Annotated in this window: 21 protein-coding genes and 2 pseudogenes; 8 read left to right on the top strand and 15 right to left on the bottom strand. The window is 58.0% G+C overall.

Annotation, left to right across the window (positions count from 1 at the left end):
- The first annotated feature begins 85 nt into the window (after positions 1 to 85).
- Together AC07VR_RS07485 and AC07VR_RS07480 are read left to right on the top strand one after the other, a co-directional pair.
- Positions 86 to 916 (top strand): undecaprenyl-diphosphate phosphatase, encoded by an 831-nt coding sequence (locus AC07VR_RS07485; protein ID WP_494995293.1) that lies wholly within the window; start codon positions 86 to 88, stop codon positions 914 to 916.
- On the top strand, positions 913 to 1338 hold the full coding sequence (locus AC07VR_RS07480) for a DUF1294 domain-containing protein (protein WP_495010879.1): 426 nt from the start codon (positions 913 to 915) through the stop codon (positions 1336 to 1338). Before AC07VR_RS07485 ends, AC07VR_RS07480 begins: the two co-directional genes overlap by 4 nt.
- Here the strand turns inward: AC07VR_RS07480 and AC07VR_RS07475 are convergent.
- Complete coding sequence (locus tag AC07VR_RS07475) at positions 1333 to 1692, bottom strand: MmcQ/YjbR family DNA-binding protein (RefSeq protein ID WP_494995295.1); 360 nt, start codon at positions 1690 to 1692, stop codon at positions 1333 to 1335. The two genes, AC07VR_RS07480 and AC07VR_RS07475, sit on opposite strands and share 6 nt — an antisense overlap.
- Entirely contained in the window at positions 1689 to 2597 is a 909-nt protein-coding gene (locus AC07VR_RS07470; RefSeq protein WP_494995296.1) for a LysR substrate-binding domain-containing protein, read from the bottom strand. Before AC07VR_RS07470 ends, AC07VR_RS07475 begins: the two co-directional genes overlap by 4 nt.
- A 129-nt stretch (positions 2598 to 2726) precedes the next feature.
- On the opposite strand from AC07VR_RS07470, the gene AC07VR_RS07465 reads away from it, so the two are divergent.
- Positions 2727 to 3338 (top strand): FMN-dependent NADH-azoreductase, encoded by a 612-nt coding sequence (locus AC07VR_RS07465; RefSeq protein WP_494995297.1) that lies wholly within the window; start codon positions 2727 to 2729, stop codon positions 3336 to 3338.
- Between the two features lie 251 nt (positions 3339 to 3589).
- Positions 3590 to 4627, top strand: coding sequence for an alpha/beta hydrolase family protein (locus AC07VR_RS07460; protein ID WP_494995298.1), 1038 nt, complete (start codon positions 3590 to 3592; stop codon positions 4625 to 4627).
- A gap of 6 nt (positions 4628 to 4633) precedes the next feature.
- Here AC07VR_RS07460 and AC07VR_RS07455 read toward each other — a convergent pair whose 3' ends face one another.
- Complete coding sequence (locus AC07VR_RS07455; protein WP_495010878.1) at positions 4634 to 5818, bottom strand: MFS transporter; 1185 nt, start codon at positions 5816 to 5818, stop codon at positions 4634 to 4636.
- A gap of 251 nt (positions 5819 to 6069) precedes the next feature.
- On the opposite strand from AC07VR_RS07455, the gene ampC reads away from it, so the two are divergent.
- Together ampC and AC07VR_RS07445 are read left to right on the top strand one after the other, a co-directional pair.
- The gene (ampC, locus tag AC07VR_RS07450; protein ID WP_495010877.1) at positions 6070 to 7251 is read left to right on the top strand and encodes a class C beta-lactamase; all 1182 of its coding nucleotides are present in this window, start codon (positions 6070 to 6072) and stop codon (positions 7249 to 7251) included.
- 37 nt (positions 7252 to 7288) lie between these two features.
- Positions 7289 to 7419 (top strand): annotated as a pseudogene (locus AC07VR_RS07445) (IS5/IS1182 family transposase); the annotation flags it as partial.
- A 9-nt stretch (positions 7420 to 7428) separates the two neighbouring features.
- On the opposite strand, the gene AC07VR_RS07440 reads toward AC07VR_RS07445, so the two are convergent.
- From AC07VR_RS07440 to AC07VR_RS07390, 11 genes are all read right to left on the bottom strand, one after another.
- Positions 7429 to 8373, bottom strand: a complete 945-nt coding sequence (locus tag AC07VR_RS07440) for a carbohydrate kinase family protein (RefSeq protein ID WP_495010876.1) — start codon at positions 8371 to 8373, stop codon at positions 7429 to 7431.
- Positions 8374 to 8387: 14 nt separating this feature from the next.
- A complete protein-coding gene (gene xylB / locus AC07VR_RS07435) occupies positions 8388 to 9884 on the bottom strand; it encodes a xylulokinase (protein ID WP_494995302.1) in 1497 nt (498 codons plus the stop codon).
- Between the two features lie 120 nt (positions 9885 to 10004).
- On the bottom strand, positions 10005 to 11480 hold the full coding sequence (locus AC07VR_RS07430) for a mannitol dehydrogenase family protein (protein WP_495010875.1): 1476 nt from the start codon (positions 11478 to 11480) through the stop codon (positions 10005 to 10007).
- A 16-nt stretch (positions 11481 to 11496) separates the two neighbouring features.
- Positions 11497 to 12600, bottom strand: coding sequence for an ABC transporter ATP-binding protein (locus AC07VR_RS07425; protein ID WP_494995304.1), 1104 nt, complete (start codon positions 12598 to 12600; stop codon positions 11497 to 11499).
- Positions 12601 to 12708: 108 nt separating this feature from the next.
- A complete protein-coding gene (locus AC07VR_RS07420; RefSeq protein WP_494995305.1) occupies positions 12709 to 13539 on the bottom strand; it encodes a carbohydrate ABC transporter permease in 831 nt (276 codons plus the stop codon).
- 10 nt (positions 13540 to 13549) lie between these two features.
- A complete protein-coding gene (locus AC07VR_RS07415; protein WP_495010874.1) occupies positions 13550 to 14476 on the bottom strand; it encodes a carbohydrate ABC transporter permease in 927 nt (308 codons plus the stop codon).
- Between the two features lie 82 nt (positions 14477 to 14558).
- Positions 14559 to 15869: an ABC transporter substrate-binding protein gene (locus tag AC07VR_RS07410; RefSeq protein WP_494995307.1), complete on the bottom strand. Its 1311-nt coding sequence runs from the start codon at positions 15867 to 15869 to the stop codon at positions 14559 to 14561.
- Between the two features lie 332 nt (positions 15870 to 16201).
- Positions 16202 to 17104 (bottom strand): helix-turn-helix domain-containing protein, encoded by a 903-nt coding sequence (locus tag AC07VR_RS07405; RefSeq protein ID WP_495010873.1) that lies wholly within the window; start codon positions 17102 to 17104, stop codon positions 16202 to 16204.
- Positions 17105 to 17428: 324 nt separating this feature from the next.
- Positions 17429 to 17683 (bottom strand): hypothetical protein, encoded by a 255-nt coding sequence (locus AC07VR_RS07400; protein WP_495010872.1) that lies wholly within the window; start codon positions 17681 to 17683, stop codon positions 17429 to 17431.
- A gap of 245 nt (positions 17684 to 17928) precedes the next feature.
- The gene (locus AC07VR_RS07395) at positions 17929 to 19221 is read right to left on the bottom strand and encodes a glycosyltransferase (RefSeq protein WP_495010871.1); all 1293 of its coding nucleotides are present in this window, start codon (positions 19219 to 19221) and stop codon (positions 17929 to 17931) included.
- 455 nt (positions 19222 to 19676) lie between these two features.
- A complete protein-coding gene (locus tag AC07VR_RS07390; protein WP_494995311.1) occupies positions 19677 to 20045 on the bottom strand; it encodes a response regulator in 369 nt (122 codons plus the stop codon).
- Positions 20046 to 20309: 264 nt separating this feature from the next.
- Between AC07VR_RS07390 and AC07VR_RS07385 the strand changes: the two are divergent.
- Positions 20310 to 20665, top strand: a pseudogene (locus tag AC07VR_RS07385) (histidine kinase); the annotation flags it as partial.
- Between the two features lie 78 nt (positions 20666 to 20743).
- Positions 20744 to 21121, top strand: coding sequence for a response regulator (locus tag AC07VR_RS07380; RefSeq protein WP_494995312.1), 378 nt, complete (start codon positions 20744 to 20746; stop codon positions 21119 to 21121).
- 162 nt (positions 21122 to 21283) lie between these two features.
- On the opposite strand, the gene AC07VR_RS07375 is transcribed toward AC07VR_RS07380, so the two are convergent.
- A complete protein-coding gene (locus AC07VR_RS07375; protein ID WP_494995313.1) occupies positions 21284 to 22339 on the bottom strand; it encodes a tetratricopeptide repeat protein in 1056 nt (351 codons plus the stop codon).
- Between the last annotated feature and the right edge of the window lie 242 nt (positions 22340 to 22581).

Genomic DNA, 22581 nt, shown 5'->3' with positions numbered 1-22581 from the left:
CGCAGGAATTCAGCTGCGCTATCGCACTGTACGCTATGAAATATATTAACGAGGCATGCCTGGGGCATGGCTTCATGGGGGATAGATGGATCTTTGGACCGCCACTCAGGCATTGATTTTAGGAGTTGTAGAAGGGCTCACAGAGTTCTTGCCCATTTCCAGTACCGGGCACCAGATTATTGTCGCGGACTTGCTGAATTTTGGTGGGGAAAGGGCCATGGCCTTCAACATCATCATCCAGCTCGGGGCGATACTGGCTGTGGTCTGGGAGTTTCGCCGCAAGATCCTGGATGTTGTTCTCGGGTTGCCGACACAACGCAATGCCCAACGATTTACCGTCAATCTGCTGATTGCCTTTATGCCGGCCGTGGTGTTGGGGGTGATTTTCGCCAACCTGATTCACCATTACCTCTTTAACCCGATTACCGTCGCTACAGCGTTGGTGGTGGGCGGGATCATCATGCTCTGGGCCGAGCAACGTCAACATGAAGTGCATGCCGAAAGCGTCGACGAAATCACCTGGAAAGACGCGTTGAAAGTCGGCTTTGCCCAGTGTCTGGCGATGATTCCCGGTACCTCCCGCTCCGGCTCGACCATCATCGGTGGCTTGCTGTTTGGCCTGTCGCGCAAAACCGCCACGGAGTTTTCATTCTTTCTGGCAATGCCGACCATGGTCGGTGCGGCGGTGTACTCGGGCTACAAATACCGTCATTTATTCCAGCCCGATGACTTTCCAGTCTTCGCCATTGGCTTCGTTACCGCGTTCATCTTCGCGATGATTGCGGTCAAGGGGCTGCTCAAGTTCATTGCCAGCCACAGCTACGCGGCATTTGCCTGGTATCGAATTGCCTTTGGCCTGCTGATTCTCGCCACCTGGCAGTTTGGCTGGGTCGACTGGGCGGCTGCCAAACCGTGATCGAGCTTCGGCCGCGTGGCAACTCCGGGCCAAAGCCCGGGGTTGCCATTCAAAACCCGCGATTCAAAGGGCTGGTGTTCCTGGTGTTGTGCGCGCTGCCGGTCTTGGGCTCGGTGCTCCTGTGGCTGCGGGGTGTCTCTTTGATTCCCTTGGCAGCCTATGGAGTTGTGAGCGTACTGGCGTTTTTCCTGTACTGGAGTGACAAGCGCAAGGCCCGCGCCGACAGTTGGCGAACTCCGGAAAACGTCCTGCATGCCCTGGAACTGGCCGGTGGCTGGCCAGGGGCTTTGTTGGCTCAACAGTTTTTTCGGCACAAGACGCGCAAGGTCTCGTATCAGCTGGTGTTCTGGGCGATCGTCCTGCTGCACCAGGTGTTCTGGGTCGACCGGTTGTTCCTTGGCGCCAGGCTGTTTTCCCTATAGCTGTAAGCCGATCTGCATGCGCTTGGGCAACTTGCTGACCACCAATTGATGGGAGCGTTGCAGCAAGCCTTGCAGTTCTTCGGTGGCCAGCGGGTAGGGCGTTTCCATGATGATCCACTGCGCCCGTGCCAGATAAGGCGCAGGATGAATGCCCGGGCGGTCGACATGGCCGAGAAACAGCTCTTTATCGACCTTGAAGGCCAGTGACGCACCCCGCAGGTTCTGCAGCGCAAACATCTTGTTCCCGGCAATCGAGAACACCCGCACACCACCCCATTTGTAATCTTCCCTGGCACCGGGCAGTGCCAGGCAGAAGTGCGCCACATCTTCTTCAGTCATGGGCCTGGCTTTCATAGCAGTCGATCTCCGCAGCTTTTGAACGAATCGGTCAGATGATCAATCCAGGCACGCACCGCAGGCAGCAGGCCGCGTCGATGAGGGTAGACCGCCAGCAGCCATCCGCCAGGCAACGACCAATCGGGCAGTAGCTGCACCAGCTGGCCGTTTTCCAGCTCCTGCTCGCAATACATCATCGGCAGGATAGTGAAGCCCAAACCTGCCAGCGTGCTGGCTTTGCGCACAATAAAATCATCGATGCCCAAGCGCGCTTCAAGGGTCAACTCACAGATTTTTCCGTGCTTATCCAGCATGCGCAAATGCACCATGCGGTCGGCCTCCAGCGCGCCCAGCACCGGGACGTTTTTCAAGTCCTCAGGACTGTTGATTTCCCGTTCGCGCAGAAAGGCCGGGCTTGCAATCATCACCATTTGGGCCTGGCGCAGACGGCGGGTGACCAGCAGTGGATCTTCATCCCCGATTTCTCGCACTCTCAAGGCGACATCGATGCCTTCGGTCACCAGGTCAACGCGGCGGTTGAGTAACGTCATCTCAAGCTGAACCTGGGGGAATTTCTCCAGAAAAGTGCTGATCACCGAGGGTAGAAACTCATGGGCCAGGCCAACCGGGCACGATACCCGCAGGCGTCCGCGAGGTTCGCTGGACATGCTGGCGACTGCTTCGTCGGCCATTTCCGCTTCCAGTAGCATGGCTTGGCAGTGCCGCAGGTAACGCTCACCGACGGCGGTCAACTTCAATTGGCGTGTGGTGCGCTGCAGCAGGCGGGCGTTGAGTCGCTCCTCCAACTCGGCAATGCGCCGGGACAGACGCGACTTTGGAATGCCCAGCAAGCGCCCTGCGGCGGCGAAACCGCCGGCTTCCACGACCTTGGCGAAATAGTAGAGGTCATTCAGGTCTTGCATGGTCAGGACTCGATTGTTCTATCAGTGGGACGAACTATCGCATTATTGTCGACTAATCAGCCATTGGTTTCATCTGTAGGATTGTCCTCACTTGATCGCCCGGTGGCGATCCTCACTTGGAGATCCCACATGAAACTCTTGCATATTGATTCGAGCATCCTGGGCGACAACTCGGCTTCCCGTCAGCTCAGCCGCAGCGTCGTTCACGCCTGGCAAGCCGCAGAGCCGGCAGCTGTGGTGACTTACCGTGACCTGGCAAGCGACGCGATCAGCCACTTCTCCGCCGCCACTCTGGTTGCCGCCGGCACCACCGCTGAACTGCGCGATGCTGCACAGCAGCACGAAGCGCAGCTGAGTGCTTCGACCCTGGCCGAATTCCTCGCGGCTGATGCCGTAGTCATCGCCGCGCCAATGTACAACTTCACCATTCCAACCCAATTGAAAGCCTGGATCGACCGCATCGCAGTTGCCGGCCAGACCTTCCGTTATACCGAAGCCGGTCCTGAAGGCCTGTGCGGTAACAAGAAAGTCGTCGTGGTTTCGACTTCCGGCGGTATGCACGTCGGCCAGGCTACCGGCGTCGGCCACGAAGAGTACTTGAAAGTCATGCTCGGCTTCATGGGCATCACTGACATCGAGTTCGTCCGTGCCCACGGCCTGGCCTACGGTGACGAAGTCCGCGTTAAAGCCATGAGCGATGCCCAGGTGCAAATCAGCGAGCAGTTGTTCGCCGCTGCGTAAAACTAGTGTAAAAAAGTAAATAGCTCAGGTAATACCCACTAAACTCTGTACCCTGCCCATCAGTAGATGGTCAGGGTACGGAGTTTTTTGTTTTTGACGTTTCAGGTTTTGGCCCGGGTTATGCACTCATGGGTTACCGACCCCGCGCTGTGCATGCCTCAGAAGTGGCCAGGACTGGCACAAAGCCTTGGCTGTAAGGGCTGGCAGCAAAAAACGGGCTTTCTAATTACGCAGCAAAGGTAGGGCATCCCATGATGCGTCTTTGTGCAGTGTTACTGATCTGCCTGCTCAGCAGCCTGAATACAGTGCAAGCCGCACCTGCGCCGCACCCTCATTGGAGCGTCGGCTTCCATGAGATGAGCTTTCTCGATCCGCTGGATTTGCAGCCAATGCGGGCGATTGCCTTCTACCCATCGACCGGCATAGAGCATTCAAGCAAGGTTGAGGGGTATAAGATCGAAGCCTCCAAAGATGCCAAAATTGCGATTGGCCGGTTTCCGATGCTGATGCTGTCCCACGGCAATACCGGGACCCCGCTGGCTTTGCATGATCTGGCCACGTCGCTGGCGCGCAAAGGTTTTGTGGTGGTAGCAGTGATACACCCCGGTGACAACTACAAGGATCACAGTCGCCTCGGCACATTGAGCAATCTGTATGGCCGGCCGATCCAGATTTCCGAAGCGATCACCGCAACACTGGCTGATCCGATGCTGTCGCCGTTCGTCAATGCCGACCAGGTCGGCGTGATTGGCTATTCGGCCGGCGGCGAAACCGCATTGATCCTGTCCGGTGCCACGCCGGATCTGGATCGCCTGCGCCGTTATTGCCAGGAGCGCCCCGACGACAACGACGCCTGTAACACCCAGGGCGAATTGATCGTCGATCGCGATGACTTGCGGCCAGTCGCTGACCCGAGGGTTCATGCATTGTTACTGATGGCCCCGCTGAGCCTGAAGTTCGGTCGTAATACGCTGTCCGGGGTGCATGTGCCGGTGCTGCTTTATAGCGGTGATGGCGACAAACTGGTGGCTATCGATAAAAACGCTGCTGCGCTGGCGCGAAAACTGCCGACTGCTCCGGATTTCAAGCTGCTGGCCGGTGCCGGGCACTTTGTGTTCATGGCGCCCTGTACAGAGGAGCAACTGGTGGCGATGCCGGCCTTGTGTACCGACGCTGTCGGCGTCGACCGCGAAGACATTCACCGCAACTTGATCTCTGAAGCCGGCCGCTTCTTTTCCCATGAGCTGGGCAAGCCAAGCAGGGCAGGGTTGCAGACCGCCGATCAATAGTTGTTCCTACACGGATCGGTACTTCAATAACAGGGTCAGACCCAGCCCCGTCATCGAAAGCAGTGCTGCGCAGAAGAAGATCCACGAGTACCCCAGGTTCAGCGCCACGGCGCCCATCAATGGCCCGGCAATCGCCAGCGCCAGATCGAAAAACACCGCATAAGCACTCAGCCCCGCACCGCGACTGGTGTTGGGTACCTGCTTGATCGCCTCGACGCCCAAGGCTGGGTAGACCAGCGACAAACCGAATCCGGTCATCCCGGCGCCCATCAAGGCAACGCCTGTCGATGGCGCAAGCCAGAGCAATACCAGCCCCACGGTTTCGATGCACATACAGGCAATCGCCGCTGTGAAACCACCGAACCGGCTGATGCTGGAGATAAACAGCAGACGCGACAGAATAAAACACATCCCGAATACCGTCAGGCAGTACGCGGCACCGGTCCAGCCGCGGCTGACATAGAAGAGCGTAATAAAGGTGGTCAAGGTGCCATAGCCGATCGATGCCAGACTCAGGCTGGCGCCAAACGGGGCAATGCGGCCAAACACGGCCCAGAAGGGCAGGCGCTCGCCGCGAATGACGGGAACCGAGGGTTTGTTGCGAATCATCAGCAAGGCTGCCAGTGCCAACAGCGACAGGGCGATGCCCAGACTGGTAAAGCCCAGCTCACCGACCATCACCACCCCCAGCGGTGCGCCAATGGCGATGGCGCCATAAGACGCTATGCCATTCCAGGAAATCGAGCGGGCGGTATGCTCCACGCCGACCTGGCCCATGCACCAACTGATGGTGCCGACCCCGATCAAACCTTGGGCGATGCCCAGCAATAAGCGGCCGCCGATCAAAATCAGCAGACTCAGCAGCGGCAAGCTTTGCAGCAAGGTAGAGATCAGCGTGAGCCCGCCACTTAGAACAATCCCTATCAGGCCATAAATGATCGCGCGCTTGGTGCCGATGCTGTCCGACATGCGTCCCGCCATGGGGCGGCTGAGCAGGGTCGCGAGGTATTGCGAACCGATGGTCAGCCCGGCCACCACGGCACTGAACCCAAGTTGTTCATGGACGTAACCGGGCAGCACGGCGATCGGCAAGCCGATGCACAGAAATGCGATGAAGGTATAGAAAACGATGGAGACGATCTGCCGGGTGATCGCCATGGAGCTGAGTGTGGCCATTTGTTGCGCAGACATGAGGGCTCGTTCGCGGGCGGCGGTTGGAGAGTTGCATCATGGCGTGGAGGTGGAATAAAAGGAAGCAGGCTAACGATTTGTTTGCCGAGGCGGGGCTGCCGATGTCTCGGTGGGTGGGATGCGTTTGGTGGATGGAATGCTTGATCGTCGCTACGGAACTGGCGAAACATTCGGTGATAGAACACCTTTGAAGCAGTCGGATTGAGATGATAGTTTTCGTCCCCCATTAAAAAGACCTGAGGACAATCCGAATGCGCCCAATCGCAAAGCGTTGCGCAGAATTTCTCTTGCTCGCCTGGGCAGTCTTTTTCGGCAAATTCGCCATGGCCAATACCCAACAGCCGGATATCGATACCCTCGTGCAAGATGCCGCTCGAGAGGTCATGCAGCAATACAACATTCCCGGCCTGGCCATTGCGGTTACGGCCAATGGCAAGCAGCGGTTCTACAACTACGGCGTGACCTCCAGGGAAACACAGCAGAAGGTTACGAGCGATACGCTCTTTGAAGTCGGCTCGATCAGCAAAACATTCACGGCCACGTTGGCGACTTACGCTCAGGCCAATGGGCAGCTTTCACTCACCGACAGCCCAGGCAAGTATCTGCCTCAACTCCAGGGCAGTCATTTCGACAAGGTGACGTTGATGAATTTGGGGACTCACACGGCTGGAGGCTTCCCACTTCAGTTTCCTGACGACATACAGAATACCGGGCAGATGATGGACTACTTCAAGGCCTGGCAGCCCAGCTACGCCCCTGGCACGTACAGGACCTATGCCAACCCCAGTATCGGGATGCTCGGCTTGATCGCGGCCAAGAGCATGAAAATGCCGTTTGAAGAGGCGATGGAGCAACGGCTGTTTCCCAAATTGGGTATGCCTGAGAGCTTCATCAACGTTCCGGCAAGCAAGATGCCCCTCTACGCTCAGGGCTACAACAAAGAGGATGCTCCGGTCCGGTTGAACCCCGGTGTACTTGGAGCTGAAGCCTACGGCGTGAAAACCACCGCCAGGGACCTGATTCACTTCGTCGAGGCCAACCTGGGCCTCATACAGGCAGAGACAAAACTCAAACGTGCGATCGTCGATACCCATACGGGCTACTTCAAGCTGGGTTCGATGACACAGGATCTGGTCTGGGAGCAGTACAGCTACCCGGCGGAGCTGAATACGCTGATCGAAGGCAACTCCGACAAGATGATTTATCAGAGCAATTCCGTCACAGAACTGAATCCGCCCCTGCCGCCGCAGGAGGCTGTCTGGATCAACAAGACCGGCTCGACCGGTGGTTTTGGTGCCTACGTGGCCTTTGTGCCTGCGAAGCAGCTCGGCATTGTGGTGCTGGCCAACAAGAACTATCCCAACGAGTCCCGGGTTCGCCTGGCGCATCGAATACTGAACAAGCTGGATTGCTGTTTACCAATAGCGAACTGAGGTCGCCTGGATAGACTGGTTGCTTACGGACACCGCCGAGCGGATGTTTGATTGGCTGAAGGAAAGCCAAGGATCGGTACCCGCTACGACAAACCGGCAAGAAGTTTTGCTGCCATGGCCTCGCTGGCTTGCACGCCGCGGCGCCTATGGCAGCACTATTGGTTCAGAGCCGGACCGTCAGCGAAGATCCAGCTGATGCCGATACGGCAAGTCCGGCCCGGTTTTGCTGCAGGTCAGGGCGGCGGCGCTGACAGCGAAGGTGAGCATGGCGCCGATCTGTTCGCGGGTCAGGCGTTGCAGGCCTTCGATTGAATCGAGTCGCTGTTCGGTCAGCCAAGCGATCAGGGCCGCCTGGAAGGTGTCGCCGGCACCCACGGTGTCAGCCATCACCACGGGGCAAGCCGGTACCGACCAATTGCCATGGCGGCGGCTGAATACCGTTGCGCCCTGACTGCCACGGGTGAGGAATACCAGCTGACAGCGGTGTTCCAGCCAGCCTTCGATCACGCTCTGCGGATCACACTCCGGGTAGAGCAGCTTCAGGTCTTCATCGCTGACCTTGATCAGGTCGGCATGTTCGACCAGTGTGCTGATGCGCTCGCGCCACCGTTCGATATCCGGTTCGGGGTTGAGTCGTACATTGGGGTCGAGGCTGATCAGACGCTTGCCGCTTTCCCGGCGCACCAGGGCAAGCAGGGTATCGGCAATCGGCTGCACCACCAACGAGAACGAACCAATATGCAAGCCGCGCACATCGGCGCCCAACACAGGCAAATGTGCAGGCAACAGTAGACGATCAGCACAGCCTTCACCGCGGAAGCTGTAATGCGGCGAGCCATCGGTGCCGACGGCGACCATCGCCAGAGTGGTCGGTGCGTCGAAGTCCAACAGGTAGTCCGGGCGCACGCCTTCCTCCTGCAACACCTGCCGCAGACGTCGACCCAGGTAGTCGTTGGACAGCCCGGCGAGCAGCGCCACGTCGATGCCCAAACGCCGTAAACCTACGGCCACGTTGAACGGTGAACCGCCAGCAATCGCTTTGTAATTCACTTTCGAAGCCTGACCGCTGATGTCGTTTTCGCTGAAGAAATCGAACAGCGCTTCACCACACACCAAATACATAGTCGTTCTCTCTTTTAAAGGGTTGCCACATGCTGTTGATAGCGTTCATAGGCCTGTTGATAGGCGTTTACGCTGGCCGCGCCCGGCAAGGTTTGACTGACTGGGTCGAGGCTGACACAACGCTCGCACAGTTCAAACAGGCTTTGTTCTGTTCCATTTGCCCAGGACTCGCACCAGGCAGCCTGAATCGCCGCACCGAGGGCCGCGGCTTCGCTTTGTTCGGGGCAGATCACGGGGGTGTTCATGATATCGGCGACCATCTGCCGCCATATCGGGCTTTTTGATCCGCCGCCAGTCAGCCGAATACTGCGGCTCTGCAAACCGTTGTTGCGCAACAGATCCAGACCATAGCGCAAACCGAAGGTGGTGCCTTCGACCACGGCGCGGCACAGGTTGGCCTGAGTCAGGTTGGTCATGTTCAAACCCAGCAGGCTGCCGCTGGCATGGGGCAGGGCGGGGACCCGTTCGCCGTTGAGGAACGGCAGCATGCACACACCTTCGGCGCCAATAGGCGCCTGGGCGACAAGCTGGTTGAAGCGATCGATGTCCAGCTCGAACAACTGGCGAATCATCCCCGTGGCGTTGGTCAGGTTCATGGTGCAGATCAACGGCAGCCAGCCGCCGCTGGATGAACAGAAGCTTGCCACCGACGCGTCCGGGCTGACGTGCGGCTGTTCGGCGTAGGCATACACAGTGCCGGAGGACCCGAGGCTCATGGTGATCGCCCCGGGCTGAATGTTGCCGGTGCCGATGGCGCCCATCATGTTGTCGCCACCGCCACTGGATACCAGTGCTTTGGGATTGACACCCAGCAGCTCAGCGATGTCTGGAAGCAAAGTGCCCACCGGCGTACGGGCTTCGATCAGTTGTGGCAAGGCCGCGGCCAGCCGACCGCGGGGGTCGATATGGTTGAGCAATGACACATCCCATTCACGGCTGCGCACATTGAAATAACCGGTGCCTGAGGCATCACCGTATTCGCTGCAACGGCGGCCGGTCAGCCAGTAATTAAGGTAGTCGTGGGGCAGCAATATCGTCGCTATCTCGGCAAAAACCTCAGGATGCCGCTCTTTGGTCCAGAGCAGTTTCGATACCGTATAGCCAGGTGCGATGACCACGCCGAGGCGTTCCAGCGAACCACGTTCGCCGCCCAGATGAGCCAGCAGCCGATCATTTTCCGGGGTGGACTCGGTATCGCACCAAAGCTTGGCCGGGCGCAGTACCTGACCTTCATCATCGAGCAGCACCAAGCCATGCTGCTGGCCGGAAACGCCGATGCCAAGGATGTCCTGACCACTGACATCGGCCGCCTGCAGCGCTCTGCGCGTCGAGAGTATCAAGGCGCCAAGCCACTGGTCAGTGTCCTGCTCGCGACGGCCATTGGCGCCGCTGATCATGCTATGGCTGGCTGCGCCATGGCCCAGAACCTTGCCACTGACCGAGTCGAGGACAATGGCTTTGGTACCTTGGGTGCCGCAGTCGATGCCCAGGAATAGTTTTTGGTTTGCCATGCAAAGACCTTGATCGTTCCCACGCTGCGCGTGGGAATGCTTCACTGGACGCTCTGCGTCCGTTCTTGGAGGTGACGCGGAGCGTCACGGGCTGCATTCCCACGCAGAGCGTGGGAACGATCAGTTTGCGAGTAGCTTCTCTAACGTCCTGGTCACCCCATCCTCGCGCAAGCTGTTCAAGCACCGCTCAAACGCCGCGACAAACTCGGCCGATTCAGGAATCGCCGTACCAAAGATCTCCTCAACCGCGAGCAATCTCTGCGTGACCAACACATCATCCGCCACCAACGCCTGACAAAACTCAGCTCGAGGGTCAGCAATGGCGTAGCTGTCACCATTCTCATCGACGCCTTTGAGATACAGCGCCCAAGCGGCAACCACTAATGCCGCGCGCTCTGTTTCTTCGCCATTGGCGATCAGCCGATTGATGGTCGGCACGGTGAACTTGGGAAATTTCGAGGAGCCATCAGAACACACCCGTTCAAGCTGATCGGCAATCGCCTGGTTGGAGAAGCGCTCTACCAGAGTGTCTTTGTAACGTGTCAGATCGATTCCCGGGACCGGCGCCAGTTGCGGCGTTACGTCGAGGTCCATGTAGGCGCGCATGAAACGTACGAACAGCGGGTCGTTCATGGTCTCGTGGACGAAGCGATAACCTTTGAGAACTCCCAGATAGGTCAGCGCCAGATGGCTGCCGTTGAGCAGTTTGATCTTCATCTCTTCATAGGGTGTGACGTCGTCGGTGAACTGCACGCCGACCTTTTCCCAGGCTGGACGACCGTTGACGAATTTGTCCTCCAGCACCCATTGCACAAAGGGCTCACAGACCACCGGCCAGGTATCGTCGATGCCGTGTTCGTCGTGCAGTTGCAGGCGGTGGGCGGCGCTGGTCATCGGCGTGATGCGATCGACCATGGCGTTGGGGAAGCTGACGTGGGCGCCAATCCAGTCGTGCAGGCCGGCATCGCGCAGGGCAGCAAAGGCCAGCAGCGCCTTGCGGGCTACCGCGCCGTTGTGCGGCAGGTTATCGCAGGACATCAGGGTGAACGCTGGGATGCCAGCGGCGCGGCGCTTGGCCAGGGCTGAACAGAGGAAACCGAACACGGTTTTCGGGCTGCCCGGATGGGCCAAATCATGCTGGATCTGCGGCAAATGCGCCATGAACTCGCCGTTGCTGTCGTCAATGCAATAGCCGCCCTCGGTGATGGTCAGCGAGACGATGCGAATCTGCGGGCTGGCGAGCTTGTCGATCAGCGGATCGGCACCGTCTTCGGCCAGCAGCATGTCGCTGATGGCGCCGATGACCCGGACCTGAGTGTCATCGGTATCGCCCAGTTCAAACAGGGTGAACAGGTAGTCCTGGCCGGCCAGGTCATCCCGGGCGCGGCGATCCTCGGGGCGCAGGCCGACGCCGCAGATGCTCCAGTCCAGGCCTTCACCCAAGTTCATCAAGGCGTCGGTGTAATACGCCTGATGGGCGCGGTGAAAACCACCGACACCGATATGCGCGATACCTTGCCGGGTGTCCGCCACGGCATAGGCGGGCACCGCCACTTCAGGCGCCAGACGGCTAAGGTTCTGCTTGTTCAGTTTCATGTTGAGCTCTCGGCAATCAGGCGGCGGCGCGTAGCGGTCGGGTAACCGCCACACCGTTGGCATCGAATAAATGGCAGTGTTCAGCGTCCAGGTGCAGGCTCAGCTTCTCGCCATAACGGCTGGCCAGGTCACCGCGTATGCGCATGGTCAGGGCTTCGCCGGAGGCGGTCAGGACGTGGCAGAAGGTGTCGCTGCCCAGGCGCTCGCTGACATCGGCTGTGACCTGCAAGGTGCAGTCGCCCGGTTGCGCCAGGTTCAAGTGTTCCGGACGAATCCCCAGGGTGATCGGGCCGCCAACGCTCAACGTCGCGCCACTGAGTGGCAGGCGGATGCGGGTGCCGGCGTCCAGTTCGACTTCACAGCCCTGAGCGTCGATACGGCTGACCTTGCCTTTGAGAAAGCCCATTTTTGGCGTGCCGAGGAAGCCAGCCACAAACAGGTTGGCTGGCTGGTGATAGAGCTCCAGTGGCGAGCCGACCTGCTCGATGCGTCCACCATTAAGCACTACCACTTTGTCGGCCAGGGTCATGGCTTCGACCTGGTCGTGGGTCACGTAGATCATCGTCGCTTGCAGTTCTTTGTGCAGCCGCGCCAGTTCCAGACGCATCTGCACCCGCAGGGCGGCGTCGAGGTTGGACAGCGGCTCGTCGAACAGGAAGATTTTCGGATTACGCACGATCGCCCGACCGATAGCCACGCGCTGGCGTTGACCGCCGGAAAGCTGCTTCGGTTTGCGCTCCAGCATTGGCGCAAGTTCCAGAATCCGCGCGGCGTCGTTTACCTTTTTATCGACTTCGGCCTTGGCCACGCCAGCGAGATCCAGCGCGAAGGACATGTTTTTGCGCACGCTCATGTGCGGGTACAGGGCGTAGGTCTGGAACACCATTGCCAGGTCGCGTTTGGCCGGGCTGACTTCGGTGATGTCGCGGCCATCGAGCTCGATGGTTCCGCTGCTGACTTCCTCCAGCCCGGCGATCAGCCGCAACAGTGTGGACTTGCCGCAACCGGACGGACCAACAAAGACCACGAACTCGCGGTCGTTCACTTCCAGGTCGATGCCTTTGATGATGGAAAAGCCTTCGAAGCCTTTTTGCAGATTCTTGATTTTCAGGTTGGCCATGATGGGCCTCCATTTTTAATTGTTCTGATTGGGTTTATGCAGGAGCCGAAGATCAAAAGATCACAGGCTGTACCAGCTCCTGCATTGGATCGTGTATGCCCCGTGTCCCTACTTCACCGCGCCAAATGACAAACCACGCACCAGCTGTTTCTGGCTGATCCAGCCGAAGATCAGGATCGGCGCACAGGCCAGGGTGGATACCGCCGACAACTTGGCCCAGAACAACCCCTCGGGGCTTGAATAGGAGGCGATCAACGCGGTCAGCGGCGCGGCTTTCGACGAGGTGAGGTTCAGCGACCAGAACGCCTCGTTCCAGCACAGGATCAGCGACAGCAGCACGGTGGACGCCAGGCCGCCCTTGGCAATCGGCAGCAGCACTCGAAGCATTTCCTGAGCGAGCGTGGCGCCGTCGAGGCGCGCGGCTTCGAGGATGTCTTTAGGAATGTCCTTGAAGTAGGTGTAAATCATCCAGACCACGATCGGCAGGTTGATCAGCGTGTAGATCACGATCAGCGCGATGCGCGTGTCGAGCAGGCCGAAACTCTTGGCCAGCAGGTAGATCGGCATCAGCACGCCCACCGGCGGCAGCATCTTGGTCGAGAGCATCCACAGCAACGTGCCTTTGGTGCGTTGGGTTTCGTAGAACGCCATCGAATAAGCCGCCGGCACCGCGATCAGCAGGCACAGGGCCGTGGCACTGAAGGAAATCACCACGGAGTTCCAGGCGAAACTGAAGTAGTCGCTACGCTCGTTGATGTGCAGGTAGTTCTCCAGCGTCGGGGTGAAGAGGAACTGCGGTGGCGTGGCGAAGGCGTCGATTTCGGTTTTGAAACTGGTCAGCACCATCCAGAAGATCGGGAAGAAAATCAGGATCGCGATGGCCCAGGCCAGAGTGCCCAGCAGCAGGCTTTGCAGACGACGGGATTGTTGAAGGGTCATGGTGCAGGCCTCAGGCTTTGTCTGTCAGGTTTTTGCCGATCATCCGGACCAGGAGGATCGCCGCGATATTGGCAATCACCACCGCAATCAAGCCGCCGGCGGACGCCATGCCGACATCGAATTGCACCAGCGCCTGGTTGTAGATCAGGTACGCGAGGTTGGTCGAGGCATAGCCGGGGCCACCGTTGGTGGTGGTGAAGATTTCGGCGAACACCGAGAGCAGGAAGATGGTTTCGATCATCACCACCACCGCAATCGGCCGCGCCAGGTGCGGCAGGGTCAGGTGCCAGAAGATTGCGATCGGGCCGGCACCGTCGAGGCGCGCGGCTTCTTTCTGTTCCTGGTCGAGGGACTGCATGGCGGTCATCAGGATCAGGATCGCGAAGGGCAGCCATTGCCAGGAGACAATGATGATGATCGACAGCAGCGGGTAATGCGCCAGCCAGTCCACCGGTTGCGCGCCGAACAGCTTCCAGACGTAGGCGAGAATCCCCGACACCGGATGGAAAATCAGGTTCTTCCAGATCAACGCACCCACGGTGGGCATGATGAAAAACGGCGAGATCAGCAGTACGCGGACGATGCCGCGCCCGAGAAACTCGCTGGCCTCCAGCAAGGCGCTGATCAACACCCCCAGTACCACGCTGATCAGCAGCACGCTGCCGACCAGCAACAGGGTATTGGTGGCGCCGGGCAGGAAGCCCGAATCGCTCAGGAAGTAGGTGAAGTTCTCCAGCCCCACGAACTGGTTTTCACCGGGGTAGAGCAGGCTGTAGCGGATCAGCGAAAAGTACAGGGTCATGCCCAGCGGCACGATCATCCACAGCAGTAACAGCGCCACCGAGGGGCTGACCAGAAACCAGCCGGGATTGCTCAGACGGCTTTTGCGAACCGGCTGGGGAATTTCCATATGTGCTTTGAGCGTCGAAGTATTCATGGTGATCACAACCGATTGGTGACAGGCAGATGAAGATCAAATGTGGGAGCGACGGTGCGGCGATCCCACAGGGGGTTCCGGGTTATTTGGGATAACCGGCGCGTTTCATCTCGCGTTCGGTGGTTTGCTGGGCGGAGGCGAGGGCTTGGTCGACGCTGCTCTGACCGGTCAATGCGGCGGAGAACAACTTGCCCACCTGAGTGCCGATTGCCTGGAATTCAGGAATGGTCACCAACTGGATACCAACGTAAGGCACGGGTTTGATAGTCGGTTTGCTCGGGTCGGCCGCTTTCAGCGATTCCAGCGTCACCCGGGCGAACGGAGCCGCGCTCATGTAGGCCTCGCTGTAGGTAGAAGCGCGGGTGCCTGGGGGAACGTTGGCGATGCCGTCTTTCTCGGCGACCAGTGCGCCATACTCTTTGGAAGTCGCCCAGCTGGTGAAGGTTTTTGCCGCATCCTTGGCTTTGGAGCTGGTCGGGATCGCCAGGGACCAGGAGTAAAGCCAGGCCGAACTCTGGTCACTCACTTGATGGGGCGCATAAGCAAAGCCGACATGCTCGCTGACCTTGCTCTGGGTTTTGTCGGTGACGAAGGAACCGGCCACCGTGGCATCAATCCACATGGCGCATTTGCCGCTGTTGAACAACGCCAGGTTTTCGTTGAACCCGTTACTGGACGCGCCTGGCGGGCCGGATTTCTTCAGGGTGTCAACGTAGAAATTCACCGCGTCTTTCCATTCGGGGCCGCTGAATTCCGGCTGCCATTTCTCATCGAACCAGCGCGCTCCATAGGCATTGGCGATGGTAGAAATCAGCGCAATGTTTTCCCCCCAGCCGGCCTTGCCGCGCAGGCAGATGCCGTATTGGTCCTGCCCGGGTTTGTTCAGCAGGGTGGCGAACTCGCCGATCTGCTTCCAGGTGGGATGTTCAGGCATCGTCAGCCCGGCATCCTTGAACAGGTCGGTGCGGTAGTAGGTCATGGAGCTTTCGGCATAGAACGGCAAGGCGTAGAGCGTGCCCTTGACCGACAGGCCTGCACGCACCGAAGGGAAAACATCGTTGAGGTCGTAGGAGGCGGGCAGGTCCCGCATCGGCTCCAGCCAACCCTGGGCGCCCCAGAGTGCGGCTTCGTACATACCGATGGTCAATACGTCGAACTGTCCGCCCTGGGTGGCGATGTCCGTGGTCAGTCGTTGGCGCAGTACGTTTTCTTCCAGCACGACCCAATTGAGCTTGATATCCGGGTGCTCGGCTTCGAAGGTCTTCGAGAGCTTTTGCATGCGGATCATGTCGCTGTTGTTGACCGTGGCAATGGTCAGGGTTTGTGCGCCAAGGCTGACGCCGCTGAGGGTCATGCAGGTGGTGACAAGCAGAGCTTTTACAGAGGGTTTCATCGCGCACTCCTCTTCTACGCCCGGTGGGCAGCAGAAGGACCGTTATTGTTTTTGTGTCTTGCGTAGGCAAGCAAGAATGTAGGCTGATTACAGCCCTCAAACGGTGCGATGACAAATCATCCATGACACTTGAATCGATACTATTTTGCACTGGGGGACAAGATGAGGATAATTCGGGATAAACGATTCAGCAGAATGTCAGCGCTGATCGTTCCCACGCTCCGCGTGGGAATGCATTCCGTGACGCTGCGCGTCACAATCGCGAACGGACGCGGAGCGTCCAGGGCGGCGTTACCACGCGGAGCGTGGGAACGATCAACAAGGGGTGTATTTTACAGATTCTGCTCAGTCAACCGTTGCACCGCCAAGCGTCGATAGTGCGAAGGCGTCATGCCCTTGAGCTGCTGAAAACGCCGGTTGAAATTGGAAATATTGTTGAAGCCAGATTCGAAACACACATCGGTGATCGGCTTTTTGCCATCAGCCAGCAGCTCGCAGGACTTGCTGATGCGCAAGCGATTGACGAACTCGATGAAGCAGCGCCCCGTGGCCTGCTTGAACACCCGGGAGAAATACGTAGGTTTCATGCCCAGATATTCGGCGACTTCTTCAAGCGGCAATTCGCGGGCGTAATGAGCAAAGATGTAATCCACCGCGCGGTTGGTGCGGTCGATATTGTGCTCATCGGCCAGTTGCGGGGTAGTCGCGCCCGAGAGCACCTGGTAATCGTCGCACGTGCTGAGCAGTTCCAGCAGAATGAAAAAGTGCCCAAGCCGGGTAGCACCTTTGGAGTCGGCGATGTGTTGCATCAAGGCCATTGCCTGGCCAATGGTGTGTTTGCAGCGGAACTCGATTCCGTAATGCGCGCGCTCGAGCAAAGGCGTGAGCGCCTTCAGCTCGGAGAATACCTGATGGCCGCTTTCGAACAGCTCGTCGGTGAAGTTCACCAGCATGTCGCGCTTGGGCACCACTTCCTCTTCGGCAACCTGGCTGATCCAGTTGTGGGGTAGGTTGGGGCCGGTGAGGAAGAGCGTTTCGGGGTAGAAATTGCCGATGTAATCGCCAATGAACACCTTGCCGGAGCTGGCAACGATCAGGTGCAGTTCGTACTCCTTATGGAAATGCCAGCGCACCAGAGGGCATGGGAAGCCGTGCTGCCGATAGATGATGGACAACCCGTTGTGGTCGTCCATCAATTCGTAGGAAGGGTCGGTGATTCTGGCTGCTCGGGTCATCTTGGGGCGCTTTTATTGTTCTTGCGTCCTGATGATGCCCTCTCCAGACAGGCAGCACCAGCCCGCCGTACCCGTGGGAAAGGTATCGGCTTTTCCAAAGGTTCAGTGTTTGTTTCGCCCCGTCGCCATGTTGACTTCCCGTCAATAATCAACGAGCAAACTATCGCCCAGAAAATCGACATTGATAATGCTGCATTTTGGTGTCCAGCCAGACGTTGGACCAAACCATTCATTCAGCTCTTTGGCAATTCTTTTCACCCCCGCCAGTTTTTCATAACTGGTTGCAGATAGTGACCAGGGCATTGCACCCGAAGGTGGGGATTTTCATGTGCGAGCAATGTGTTGTTTGAGTTCATCAGGGGAAGTAATGTCGTTACCACTCCACTTATGTTCGATCTTCGGCCAGAATATCGGGCTGTCCATGTCAGGATGCCTCCGGGTCGCCAGTACAATTCGTTGCTGGTTGCTAATCTTATTTAATTCCCCCAGCGTCAGGTATTTATTTTGTTTGGGGATCAGTCGCGATCCCAGTGCCTCCAGAATGGCACTGTTAAAACCTTTGAAGTCGCCATAATGCATTCCATCGCTCAATATCAATAGGGTAATAAGTTGCTTTGTAGTGTGATTCACGGTGTGTGTCGCCAGGGCTGCTGGTCACACAGTTTTATATATAGTTCAATGATCGGCGAGTGGCGGGGAATTGAAATGTCTGGATAACTAATCGCACCGTGACACCTTGCTGGCGGAGCAAGCAAGGTTAATGTCAGGGGCAGAAGTGCAGCGTATTCAATGGCAAAAAATCATGAACCATTGAAATGTGTGGCTTAAGGGGCAGTTCGGTTCTTCGCCTCGATCCACTGCGCCATGTATTGAGTGCTTTTATGGTGGTGGTGCCGAAGCATACTGCCGGTAAAGTTGTCCCGTCGTAGTTGCAACAGATCTATTCGGCACGACTGCAAGCGTTCAATCAACGCCGGGCCATGCACCTGTTGCTGGTAACGGGCGGCCAGTAGTTCACGGCCACGATCCTGAGCCTGATTCCACAGCGTCTTGTCCTTATAGAGCTGCACCGAGGCATCGGCCAGCGTGCTCGCGGTTTCGGCTATGGCGCCTGGCCAAGGCAGGTCGCCACCCATGGCTTCGGCGCCAATCGGGGTCGTGACGTTAGGGGTGCCACAGAGCATGGCATCGACAATCTTGCCTTTGATCCCGGCGCCGAAACGCAGCGGTGCAAGACAGATTCGCGCCGCAGCCATGACCTGTAAGGCATCCTCAGCCCAGTTCATTACATGAAAACCTTGGGCCGGGTTGTGCAACGCTGTGGCCTTGGGCGGGGTATAGGCACCATAGATATGCAACTGCGCACCGGGCAGTTGCTGACGGATCAATGGCCAGAGGGTGGTTTTCATCCAGAGCACCGCATCCCAATTCGGCGCATGGCGGAAGTTGCCGATGCTCAGAAAGTGCGCGCGGTCTTCGAACGGGGCGAACGACTGTGCTGGCGGGTCGAGCATCAGTGGGCACCAGTGCAGCAAATTACGTGGCACCTTGAATTGCTCGACCAGCAGTTCGATTTCGACCTCGGAGATCATCAGGCTGAGATCGCAGCGATAGAGTGCGGCGATTTCCCGTTTGGCCAGATCAGTGTCGGCCATGTGCTCGAATTCCTCGCGCAGGGCTGGTGCGAATAGCGTACGGAAGTCATCCTGGTCATCGCCGGCTTTGAGGCGGTCCTTGAGCCGCTGATGACGCGCATGCCGCAGGCTTTGCAGGTCCGACGTCTCCAGCACGCGCAGGGCGTCGGGGCATTGTTTTTCGACGCGCCAACCGAATTGCTCTTCCATCATGAACTGGTCGAACAGCACGATATCCGGCGCCAGCTCGGCGACAAAGGCGTCGAAACTGCTGTTGTTCAATTCGATCGGGCATTCGCGAATGCCCAACGCAAGCAGGTCCGCCTTATGTTCTCCGATGCCCGCGGGACTGCTGAAGGTGACGTCCCAACCCTGCTGCAAAAAAGTCTCAAGGATCTGCATCACATGCCCGCTGGCGGCGGATGAGCGTGGCTCGGGCCAGACGTAACCAATGACCAGGACTTTGGTTGCAGGCTGACTCATAGAACGGTTCCTTTGATGCGAGCGGGTGGCAGGGGACGCGAAAAGGGCGCAATTAAACCACGCTTCAGATGAAAGTCGCTTCGCAGATTCTCACGGCATTTCAGCCTGGTGAGTTGGCGCCCGGCAGCCACCTCAAAGAGGTGGAGCTGACCGGGTGGATTGGGTCTTGTTAAAGCTAATCAGTGAGGGGTGATGCTCAACGTGCTGCTGTCGGTGATGGGGCAATCTCTAACTGAAAATTCATGAGTTTGGGTCCCCTCGGCGTCAGGGTGTCCAAGTCCAGCATGTACCAATCAAAACCGGTTTGTACGATATAGGGGGTGAGAATCGTCCATCCCGTGTTTGTCAATGCATGGAAATTCCTGTCCTCGAGCGAAATCGATGCGTTCATGGCAAGGCGAGCCGAAAAACACAGTCGCGAAAATAATCAAGAAGGCTGAACTCTAAAGCGGCGTTCAGCGCCCTTGTCGGAGCATGCTCTGAACCTTGTCCCGCAGTTGATCTATAGAGAACGGCTTGCCGATGACCGACATGCCGACCGGGGCTTCAATGCTTTCGGCATAACCGCTGGCAAACAGAACTGGCAATGTGGGTCGAAGCTCACGGGCACGGACTGCCAGTTCTTTACCGTCCATGCCCGGTAGTCCGACGTCTGTCATCAACAGGTCGATAGTCTGCCCGCTGTCCCCGAGAAGTTTCAAGGCGGTTTCGCTGCCATCGGCTTCAAGCACCTTGAGCTCCAGCTCTTGCAATACGTCAACGATCAGCTCGCGTACGATGGCGTCGTCTTCGACTACAAGGACGGTGGAGGCGATGGCGGACATTGCGGGGCTCTCTAAAAGTGAAGGCGCGGGTGCCGGTCGGTGAAACAGACTCGCTACTGGCATGAGCCATAAGCGAGTCCCGACAAGTTCTCGAGGTTGTACAAAACAGCATAGCGGTATACCGGCCGACAAGAATAACCTTCTGCTTGACCCAGGGCAGGTACGACATAGGACATTGCGCGCTAAGCTGTCAGAAAAATAGCAGCCCGGCTCAGGAGCAAGCCCCGTGTTTCAGCACTTCACCAAGGCCTTTAAGCGGTGTGCATGCGCAATGTTTCGCGGTTCCGTACCGGCAAGCTGTCGATCCTCTCCAGCCGGTTTTATCTGGCACAATTTGTGCTTTTCCTGTTGCAGAACTTCGCGCTGCAAGTCGATTCGGCTGAATCCTCGGTGAGCTTCGTTGCCGATCTACCGGTAGAAGGCAACCGGGACGAGTCCCCCATCGAACAGGTAGTATCCAGCCTGCTGACAATTGCTTTGCGTTATGGCGCCAAGGGTCCGATCGACCTGCACGTGTACACCGAAGGCGGCCAGGCACGGCTCGAAGCCCATGCTGGCTCCATCACTGTTGAATGCAAGATTATGAAGGCTCCTTATTTCGCGTTTGCCTGCCGTTGTAGAAAACAGCTACAAGCGACGCAACCTCTGCTTGACCGGATGGTCGTATCCGGCAGCTATTGAACGAACAAAGGCTTCCCATGAGTGAAGATGCACAAGACGTCGTACTGATCGTCGAAGATGAACCGGTAATCCTGATGCTTCTCGCCGACTACCTGTCGGGCCTGGGCTATCGGGTATTACAGGCCGAGAATGGCGAGCAGGCCTTCGAGATTCTGGCCAGTAAACCGAACCTGGACGTCATGATCACCGATTATCGACTGCCCGGTGGCATCACCGGGGTGATGATCGCCGAGCCTGCGCTCAAGCTTCGCCCGGACCTGAAAGTGATCTTTATCAGTGGTTACGCGGCTGAAATTCGAGAATCTGGCAGCCCTATCACGCGGACTGCACCGATCCTGGAAAAGCCCTTCAACCTGAGTACCTTGCAGCAGAAAATTCAGGAAATGCTGGCGTAGCGAGCGGTTGTTCTCTACGAGACCGCAACCGGCGGACCAGGCATTCGCGCAGATCCTGCATCGACCTGGTACAGCCGTGGATGATCAGGTGTACGCATAACCTGCAGGAGTTGCCGAGCCCGCGTTCGGACGATCTTTCGGGGGGTTGTCGCAGGCTTGGGCCTACAACCCCTGCTGCAACGCCGGGTCATCCGGATTCTGTTGTTCCAGCTGCGCCAGCAGGATTTGCACGTTTTGCAGTTGCCCGCTTTCTTTCCAGTAGTTGATCAGCAGTACCCGCGCCTTACGATTGGCTGGCTGGCGTTGAACGATCTCTTCGAGCTGCTTTTGTGCGGCCTCAAGTTCTTTTTCGCCGTGCAGTGTGGTGGCCAGGTCGTATCGGTATTCGTTGTTGTCCGGTTCAAGCTCCACGGCTTTGGACAGACCCAGCAAGGCGTATTCACCTTGCCCGTGATGCAACAGCCAGAGACCCAGGGCATGTTGCAGATAAGCCGAGCCGGATTGCTCTTGCAGCTGCCTGGCAAGCAACTGCCGGGCAGCATCAGCCTGACCTTGTTTGTCCAGCACCTCAATCTGCGTGACGACGGCGCGTAGATTTTCAGGCTGCAGGCGCAGCACCGTTTCGAGAGCCTGTTGTGCCTCTTTCAATTGAGCGTTGTGCAGGTGCAGGCGCGCCAGTTGGTATTGCGCCTCGACACTCTGGGGCTGGGCCTTGAGGACTGATTCATACTCGTCGAGGACTTGCTCCAGGGGACCGAAATACAAACCCAGATCGTCCGGCGAAAGCCCCAGTAGCGCGTTAGCCGCGGCGAAACGCACACTTTGTTCCCTGTCCTCGAGCAAGGGCCCGAGCAACAGGCTCCTTTGCCCGCCAGGCACCAGCCCGACAATGCTCTGTATCGCCGCCTGACGAACCACTATCGAGGGGTTGAGCAAATCGGCTTCGGCCAGTTTCAAGGCTTGCGGGCTGGGGTAGTCGGGAAGTTCGGCATGTAGCCTGACCCGTTGGCTGTCCGACAGGTCCGGGCGGGCCAGTTGTTGATAGAGCACCCGCGCCGCGCCCGGTTGGCCATTGTGGGCCTGTTCCAGCGCTTTGCCATAACCCTGCTTCACCGCAGGAGGCACGACTGGCGCAGTACTGCGCATAAAAAACCAGGCAATGGCGCAGGCAAACACGATAAGCAGACCGATGATCAGATAGCGGCGGGGCTTGGGCATGCAGGAGTCCGGGGGCTGGCAGCTTTTACAAAGGCGTCAGCTTCGGTCAGGAGGGGCCAGGAGTCAAACCCTGACTCATGTCAGTACGTACTCGATCGGCTTGGGACGCACAAGCATGGGGCTGGGCTTTATCGAGTGACGCTTTCGCAGCGGTTCCAACCTGGAAGCGCGGCTCGTTTCTGTCCAATCGCTATGGCTGAAGGGTGATCGAGCATATCTATCGGAAGCGTCTGACCCATCGG

The sequence above is a fragment of the Pseudomonas sp. GW821-FHT02H09 genome, assembly GCF_059421425.1.
The sequence above is the reverse complement of the archived record's forward strand: the minus strand, read 5'-3'. Positions and strand labels throughout refer to the sequence as shown.

What these genes read in the sequence shown, in the direction of transcription:
- AC07VR_RS07485 (WP_494995293.1), top strand. Translation starts at nt 86, where the DNA reads ATGGATCTTTGGACCGCCACTCAGGCATTGATTTTAGGAGTTGTAGAA.
- AC07VR_RS07475 (WP_494995295.1), bottom strand. Translation starts at nt 1,692, where the DNA reads ATGAAAGCCAGGCCCATGACTGAAGAAGATGTGGCGCACTTCTGCCTG.
- AC07VR_RS07470 (WP_494995296.1), bottom strand. Translation starts at nt 2,597, where the DNA reads ATGCAAGACCTGAATGACCTCTACTATTTCGCCAAGGTCGTGGAAGCC.
- AC07VR_RS07465 (WP_494995297.1), top strand. Translation starts at nt 2,727, where the DNA reads ATGAAACTCTTGCATATTGATTCGAGCATCCTGGGCGACAACTCGGCT.
- AC07VR_RS07460 (WP_494995298.1), top strand. Translation starts at nt 3,590, where the DNA reads ATGATGCGTCTTTGTGCAGTGTTACTGATCTGCCTGCTCAGCAGCCTG.
- AC07VR_RS07455 (WP_495010878.1), bottom strand. Translation starts at nt 5,818, where the DNA reads ATGTCTGCGCAACAAATGGCCACACTCAGCTCCATGGCGATCACCCGG.
- ampC (WP_495010877.1), top strand. Translation starts at nt 6,070, where the DNA reads ATGCGCCCAATCGCAAAGCGTTGCGCAGAATTTCTCTTGCTCGCCTGG.
- AC07VR_RS07440 (WP_495010876.1), bottom strand. Translation starts at nt 8,373, where the DNA reads ATGTATTTGGTGTGTGGTGAAGCGCTGTTCGATTTCTTCAGCGAAAAC.
- xylB (WP_494995302.1), bottom strand. Translation starts at nt 9,884, where the DNA reads ATGGCAAACCAAAAACTATTCCTGGGCATCGACTGCGGCACCCAAGGT.
- AC07VR_RS07430 (WP_495010875.1), bottom strand. Translation starts at nt 11,480, where the DNA reads ATGAAACTGAACAAGCAGAACCTTAGCCGTCTGGCGCCTGAAGTGGCG.
- AC07VR_RS07425 (WP_494995304.1), bottom strand. Translation starts at nt 12,600, where the DNA reads ATGGCCAACCTGAAAATCAAGAATCTGCAAAAAGGCTTCGAAGGCTTT.
- AC07VR_RS07420 (WP_494995305.1), bottom strand. Translation starts at nt 13,539, where the DNA reads ATGACCCTTCAACAATCCCGTCGTCTGCAAAGCCTGCTGCTGGGCACT.
- AC07VR_RS07415 (WP_495010874.1), bottom strand. Translation starts at nt 14,476, where the DNA reads ATGAATACTTCGACGCTCAAAGCACATATGGAAATTCCCCAGCCGGTT.
- AC07VR_RS07410 (WP_494995307.1), bottom strand. Translation starts at nt 15,869, where the DNA reads ATGAAACCCTCTGTAAAAGCTCTGCTTGTCACCACCTGCATGACCCTC.
- AC07VR_RS07405 (WP_495010873.1), bottom strand. Translation starts at nt 17,104, where the DNA reads ATGACCCGAGCAGCCAGAATCACCGACCCTTCCTACGAATTGATGGAC.
- AC07VR_RS07400 (WP_495010872.1), bottom strand. Translation starts at nt 17,683, where the DNA reads ATGCATTATGGCGACTTCAAAGGTTTTAACAGTGCCATTCTGGAGGCA.
- AC07VR_RS07395 (WP_495010871.1), bottom strand. Translation starts at nt 19,221, where the DNA reads ATGAGTCAGCCTGCAACCAAAGTCCTGGTCATTGGTTACGTCTGGCCC.
- AC07VR_RS07390 (WP_494995311.1), bottom strand. Translation starts at nt 20,045, where the DNA reads ATGTCCGCCATCGCCTCCACCGTCCTTGTAGTCGAAGACGACGCCATC.
- AC07VR_RS07380 (WP_494995312.1), top strand. Translation starts at nt 20,744, where the DNA reads ATGAGTGAAGATGCACAAGACGTCGTACTGATCGTCGAAGATGAACCG.
- AC07VR_RS07375 (WP_494995313.1), bottom strand. Translation starts at nt 22,339, where the DNA reads ATGCCCAAGCCCCGCCGCTATCTGATCATCGGTCTGCTTATCGTGTTT.